The organism is Mesorhizobium sp. M5C.F.Ca.IN.020.29.1.1, assembly GCF_003997375.1.
GTDB classification, from domain to species: Bacteria; Pseudomonadota; Alphaproteobacteria; order Rhizobiales; family Rhizobiaceae; genus Mesorhizobium; species Mesorhizobium wenxiniae.
Window position 1 is genome coordinate 1 of record NZ_RZSW01000344.1, and the last position, 6,705, is coordinate 6,705.

General features: G+C 62.8%; 5 protein-coding genes and 1 pseudogene. 4 read left to right on the plus strand and 2 right to left on the minus strand.

From position 1 onward, the window contains the following. Positions 1-770: helicase HerA-like domain-containing protein (locus EOA85_RS23490; RefSeq protein ID WP_127211356.1), on the minus strand; the 770-nt coding region annotated here is incomplete at its 3' end. A gap of 258 nt (positions 771-1,028) precedes the next feature. Here EOA85_RS23490 and EOA85_RS23495 point away from each other — a divergent pair. The 3 genes and pseudogenes from EOA85_RS23495 to EOA85_RS23505 all read left to right on the plus strand — a co-directional run. Further along, positions 1,029-2,471: a methylmalonyl-CoA mutase subunit beta gene (locus tag EOA85_RS23495; protein ID WP_127211357.1), complete on the plus strand. Its 1,443-nt coding sequence runs from the start codon at positions 1,029-1,031 to the stop codon at positions 2,469-2,471. Then, positions 2,468-4,591, plus strand: a complete 2,124-nt coding sequence (gene scpA, locus EOA85_RS23500) for a methylmalonyl-CoA mutase (RefSeq protein ID WP_127211358.1) — start codon at positions 2,468-2,470, stop codon at positions 4,589-4,591. Before EOA85_RS23495 ends, scpA begins: the two co-directional genes overlap by 4 nt. Positions 4,592-4,599: 8 nt before the next feature. Next, positions 4,600-4,849 (plus strand): annotated as a pseudogene (locus tag EOA85_RS23505) (Fic family protein); the annotation flags it as partial. Here EOA85_RS23505 and EOA85_RS23510 read toward each other — a convergent pair. Further along, positions 4,846-5,319, minus strand: coding sequence for a GreA/GreB family elongation factor (locus EOA85_RS23510; protein WP_029354644.1), 474 nt, complete (start codon positions 5,317-5,319; stop codon positions 4,846-4,848). The pseudogene EOA85_RS23505 and the gene EOA85_RS23510 overlap by 4 nt on opposite strands. Positions 5,320-5,436: 117 nt before the next feature. Between EOA85_RS23510 and EOA85_RS23515 the strand changes: the two genes are divergently transcribed. Continuing rightward, the coding region (locus EOA85_RS23515; protein WP_127211359.1) for a TIGR03808 family TAT-translocated repetitive protein at positions 5,437-6,705 on the plus strand (1,269 nt) is incomplete at its 3' end.

Genomic DNA, 6,705 nt, shown 5'->3' on the forward strand with positions numbered 1-6,705 from the left:
TCCTCGAACAGTTCCGACATCAGCCACAAAAGGAATGTCGCATAGAGCCGGGGATTCATCATCAGCTTGTCGGCAGCCAGCACGCTGATGGCGCCGCGGCCGTCGCGGGTAGTGCGCATGATGTCGGCGATCCGTAGTGCCGGCTCGCCGAAGAAATTCGTCGCTCCCTGCTGTTCCAGAACCAGCAGCGTGCGCTGGATCGCGCCGACCGAGGGCTTGGTCACGTTGCCGTAGCGAGCGCCGATTTCTTCGGCGCGTTCTGCGATGTTGGCAAGAAGCGCTTGCAGGTCCTTCAGGTCCAGCAGCAACAGGCCTTCCTCGTCGGCGATGCGGAAGGCGATGTTCATGATGCCTTCCTGCGCCTCGGAGAGGTTCATCAGGCGCGACAGAAGCAGAGGCCCCATTTCCGAGACGGTGGCGCGAATCGGATGGCCCTGCTCGCCGAACAAGTCCCAGAAGATGACCGGAAATTGCTGGAAATCATAGGGATCTAGCTTGACCTGCTCCGCACGCTTGACCAGAAAATCCTGTGGCGTGCCCATCATGGCGATACCGGACAGGTCGCCTTTGATGTCGGCGCAGAAGACCGGCACGCCGGCATTGGAGAAACCTTCCGCCAAAATCTGCAAGCTCACGGTCTTGCCAGTACCGGTCGCACCGGTGACCAGGCCGTGACGATTGCCATACTGAAGCAGCAGATTTTCGGCGCGCTGGTAGCTGTCGTCGGGCTTTCGGCTGGCTCCTATGAAAATACTGGTGTCGTCAGCCATGTGTCCGGTCTCCGCAAACCTGAAGTGTTGAAGCCCTGGTCTATTGAAAGTAGCGGGGCTCGCCGCAGGTATAATGACGCCATTGCGCAGCGACAATGGCCATGGTCGAAATTGAGTTTTTGGAGCTTGCGGATTTTGCGCATGTTTGGCAATCGGTTGACGGTTCATTGTCGCAGGACGCGTGTTGCATTGTGATATGGGACGGGGAACCGTAGACTGACGTTCCAGGCCTATCGGCCGAGAAGACGAGGAGAGCGGATGGGCGCCGGTGCCTTGAACCACGATGCCGAACTTCCGAACCCTGACCGGCAGCGGTGGCTTGGCCTTGCGGAAAAAGCCTTGGCCGGCGGATCCTTCGAGGAAAAGCTCATATCCCATACGGACGATGGCATCCGCATCGAACCGCTCTACGACCGTTCGGTCACCGCAGAGCCTCTGGCGCGGGCAAATCCCAGTTCGCCGTGGATCGTCAGCCAGCGTATCGATGATCCGGATATCGGCCGCGCCAAAGCCCAGGCCCTGGAAGACGTCGCACAGGGCGCCACCGGATTGTCGCTTGTTTTCGAAGGCGCGCCGAATGCGTTCGGCTACGGCCTGCCGAGGACTGCCGAGGCGCTGGAGACCGTGCTCGACGGCGTGCCGCTCAACCGCATCCAGGTTCGCATCGACGCTCATCCCTGGAGCCGCGCCGTGGCCGACTGGCTGGTTGCGTTCTTGAGCAAGCGCCGGTCAGACCCGGCAAAGCTCAACCTGTCCTTCGGTATCGATCCGGCGGCGATCTTTGCCGGAACCGGCCGGTTGCGCATGTCGATCGAGGCCCTGCAGGCGTCGATGCCGCAGTCCCTGGCGCATTTTTTCTCGATGGGCGTGCCCGGGGTCCTGCTGGAGGCAGACGGACGCGTCTTCCACAATGCCGGCGCCACCGAAGCGCAGGAGCTGGGCACCATGATGGCTTCGGCGGTCTCCTATCTCAGGATGTTCGAGGAGGCGCGCCAGCCGCTTGTCTATGCGGCGCCCCATATCGGCTTCGCGCTCAGCGTCGACCAGGACCAGTTTGTGTCGATGGCCAAGGTCAGGGCCCTGCGCAGGCTGTGGGCGCGGGTCCAGGAGGCATGTTCGATCGCCGCGTCCACCGCCAACATCCATGCCGAGACCTCCTTCCGCATGATGACTTTGGCGGACCCGGAGACAAACATCCTGCGCACCACGATCGCCGCTTTTGCCGCGGCAGCCGGCGGGGCGGATTCGATCTCCATCCTGCCGCATACGATCGCGCATGGCCTGCCGACGGGCTTTGCCCGCCGTGTCGCCCGCAATACGCAACTGATCATGGCCAACGAAAGCCATATCGATCATGTCGCCGACCCTGCTTGCGGTTCGGGCGCCGTTGAAGCGCTTACCGCCGAACTCGGCGAAGCGGCGTGGGAAGAATTCCAGCGGATCGAGGCGGAAGGCGGCGTGCTGTCAAGCCTGCAGCAAGGACACATCCAGAAACGAGTTCAGGCGGCCTCCGCCCGCCGCAATGCTGTCTATCAAGCGGGCGAGCGGGCCATCATCGGCACCACGCTTCACCCGTCGAAGACCGAACGCCCGGTCGAAACGCTGGCGGCGGAGCGGCGGCCTGCCGTCACCGAGGGCGTGGCGGTGTGCGAGCCGCTGTTTCCGATCCGCCTCGATCAATCGATCGGAGCAGCGCCATGATCCCGGACTTTAGCCAAATCGGCTGGTCGGCGCCGCGCCGGGCGCAGATCGAGGTCAAGGGCCAGCGGATGACCCCGGAAGGACTGGCCATCAAGCATCTGTACAACCAGGGCGACCTCAAGGGGTTGCCGCATCTCGACACTTATCCGGGCCTGCCGCCATTCGTGCGCGGCCCCTACCCGACCATGTATGTCCAGCAGCCCTGGACGATCAGGCAATATGCCGGTTTCTCGACGGCGGAAGAGTCGAACGCCTTTTACCGGCGTAACCTTGCAGCCGGCCAGAAGGGACTGTCGGTCGCCTTCGACCTCGCCACGCATCGCGGCTACGACAGCGATCATCCACGTGTTGCCGGTGATGTCGGCATGGCGGGCGTCGCCATAGATTCCATCCTCGACATGCGCCAGCTCTTCGACGGCATCCCGCTTGACGAGATGACGGTGTCGATGACCATGAACGGCGCGGTGCTGCCGATCATGGCGCTCTACATCGTGGCGGCGGAAGAACAGGGCGTTGCGCAGAAGGACCTCGCCGGAACCATTCAGAACGACATTCTGAAAGAGTTCATGGTGCGCAACACCTACATCTATCCGCCAAAGCCTTCGATGCGGATCGTGTCCGACATCTTCTCCTACACGTCGCAGCACATGCCGAAGTTCAATTCGATTTCGATCTCCGGCTATCACATGCAGGAAGCAGGGGCGACCGCCGACCTCGAGCTCGCCTACACGATCGCCGACGGCATCGAATATGCCCGCGCCGGTGTCGCGGCGGGTCTCGATATCGACCGTTTCGCGCCGCGTCTTTCCTTCTTCTGGGCGATCGGCATGAACTTCTTCATGGAGGTCGCCAAGCTGAGGGCAGCCCGCCTTTTGTGGTCGACCCTGATGCTGAAGAACTTCTTGCCGAAGGACGAGCGCTCGCTGTCGCTGCGAACCCATTGCCAGACTTCGGGCTGGTCGCTGACGGCGCAGGATCCTTACAACAACATCATCCGCACCATGATCGAGGCGATGGCGGCGACGCAGGGTCATACGCAATCGCTGCACACCAACTCCTTCGACGAGGCGATGGCGCTGCCGACCGACTATTCGGCCCGCATCGCCCGCAACACACAGCTCATCCTGCAAAAGGAATCCGGCACCACCCGCATCATCGACCCGTGGGGAGGCTCTGCCTATTTCGAACGGCTGACGCATGATCTGGCGGCGCGCGCGCTTGCCCATATCGAAGAGGTCGAGAGCCTGGGCGGCATGGCCGTCGCAACCGAAAAAAACATACCGAAGCTGCGCATCGAAGAGGCTGCCGCGCGCACTCAGGCGCGGATCGATTCCGGCGAGCAGATACTGGTCGGCGTCAACGCCCATCGTCCCGAGACGGATATCAAAGTCGACGTGCTGAAGATCGACAATGCCGAAGTCAGAGCCCGGCAATTGTCGAAACTGCAACGGCTGAAAGGCACGCGCGATGTCGGCGCCGTCGAGAGCGCACTGAGTGCGCTGAGCCGGGCCGCGGAGAGCGGCGAAAATCTGCTGGAGTTCGCCATTCGCGCCGCGCGCGCCAACGCCACGGTCGGCGAGATTTCGCTGGCTCTGGAAAAGGTTTTCAGCCGTCATGTCGCCTCGGTCCAGACGATCTCCGGCGTCTATCGCAAGGCGCTCGGCGACAATCCCGTGGTCGACCGCCTGCAGGACAAGATCGTGGCATTCGAGGAGAAGTCCGGCGGCAAGCCGCGCATTCTCGTCGCCAAGATGGGACAGGACGGCCACGATCGCGGCCAGAAGGTCATCGCCACGGCCTTTGCCGATCTCGGCTTCGACGTCACCGTTGGGCCGATGTTCCAGACGCCGGAGGAGATCGCCAGGCTCGCGGTCGAGCACGACGTGCATATCATCGGCGCCTCGTCGCTAGCGGCAGGACATTTGACGCTCATTCCCGAACTCAAGGACGCGCTGAAGAAGCTCGGCCGCGACGATATGCTGATTGTCGCCGGCGGCGTCATCCCGCCGCAGGATTACGATGCGGTACGTCAGGCAGGTGCCACCGAAATCTACCCGCCTGGCACGGTCATTCCGGAAGCGGCGGATCGGCTGATGGACCGGCTGCTGCAGGTCGGCTGACACCGGAGAGGGAGATCTATGGCGAACCCAACCTCTGCGAGCTGGCATCCGCTTATCTTTTCGGCATCGTCAAGAATCCATTCGTCGACGGCAACAAGCGCACCGCTTTTACCGCAGCCGATTTTTTTCAATGGGCTAAGCATCGAAGCCGAGCAGGCGGACGTCATTCAACTGGTCATGATGGTCGCGGCCGGCGAGATCGACGAGGCTGGCGCGGCAGCGTTCTTCCGCGACTATGTCGTCAAGGTCGAGGCCTAACTGGCAGTCAGCTTCACAATCTCCCATTCCTTGCCGTTCACCACGGCAATTTCGCCCACCTTCTTGCCGAACAAGGCCAGGGCCATCGGTGAAACATGGGAAATTGTGCCCTTGCCCGGATCGGCCTCATCCTCGCCGACAATCTTCCAGTGTACCTTCCTGCCGTCATCGCCTTCCAGCGTGACGCCCATGCCGAAGCGAACCAAATTGCTGCCCGATTCCGGCACGGACAGCTCGGCGCTTTCACGCCGCGCGGTCCAGTAGCGCAGGTCGCGCGAAATGAGCGCGATACGCTCGCGGTCGGCCCTCTTTTCCGCTCTGGCCAGATCATCACGCAGGGCCGCCAGTTCGGCGTCGATCAGCGCCAGGCCGCGTTGCGTCACCAGATTGCGGTGCTGACTGATCGGCCGCTCGCCGATGCCGGCGATGGCGTTTTCGCTGTCCTCTTCGCGCGTGAAGGCTCTGCTCATCAGTCGAGCTTATGCCTCGCGCGGCGACTTCACAAGCTATTGCCGGCAAACCGGATCGGCCGATCCGGTCTGGCACGATTCCTGCGCGCGACGGCCGAACGCTGGGAATCTGTGCCGATGTTGAACAGACGAAAATTTCTCGCACAAACCGCCGGCTTTGCCGTCCTGGGCCTCTCGCTCGGCAAGGCAGCGGCGGGCAGCCAGCCCGGAATCGACAATCCCTCGATCCGCGGCTCGATCAACGCTGCCGACCTCGGCGTGCGGCCTGGCGCGCTTGACGACCAGAGCAAGGCCTTCGCCAGGCTGCTGCGCGACGCAAACGACCGCGACATGCCGGTGTTCCTGCCGCCGGGAACCTATGTCGTATCCAACCTGTCGCTGCCCAGCCGCGTCAGGCTTTCCGGCGTGCCGGGCGCATCGCGGATCGTATATGGCGGCAACGGCCATCTGCTCATGGCCGAACAGGCCGGGCACATCGAATTCACCGGGCTGGTGTTCGACGGCACCAACCGCTGGATGGGCGACTACGCGCAAGGCCTGCTCGACCTCCGCCGCGTCGCTCACCTTGTCATCGACAATTGCCAGATATCAGGCAGCGGCAAGAGCGGCCTGGCGCTCGAGCACGCTTCGGGCGGCATCGAGCGCTCGGAAATATCGGGCGCGGCCGACGCGGGAATCTATTCGGTCGAAGCCGCCGGCCTGGAGATATCAGGCAACACCGTGTCCGACTGCGCCAATGGCGGTATCCTGGTGCACCGCTGGCAAGCGGCCGAGGACGGCACCATCGTCAGCGGCAACCGCGTAGAACGCATTCAGGCGCGTAGCGGGGGAACCGGCCAGAACGGCAACGGCATCAATGCGTTCCGCGCCGGCAACGTCGTCATCTCGGGCAATATCGTCTCGGACTGCGCGTTTTCGGCGATCCGCGCCAACAGCGCCAGCAATCTGCACATCACCGGCAACACCTGTTCGCGGTCCGGCGAAACGGCGCTCTATTCCGAATTCTCCTTCGAGGGAGCGATCGTCAGCAACAACATCGTCGATGGCGCCGCCAACGGCATCTCCATTGTCAATTTCAACGAGGGCGGCCGCATGGGCGTGTGTTCCGGAAACATCGTCCGCAACCTCTCGACCAGCGGCCCCTACCCTGCAGATGCGCCCGGTTTCGGCGTCGGCATCAGCGTTGAGGCGGATACCACGGTCTCCGGCAACGTCGTCGAGAATGCGCCGCTCTACGGCATGCACATCGGCTGGGGGCCGTTCATGCGCAATGTGGTCGCTACCGCCAACATCATTCGCAAGGCCGGAACCGGCATCGCCGTCACCGTGGTCGAGGGCGCCGGGACGGCGGTCATCTCCGACAATGTCATCGACGGCGCCCAATAC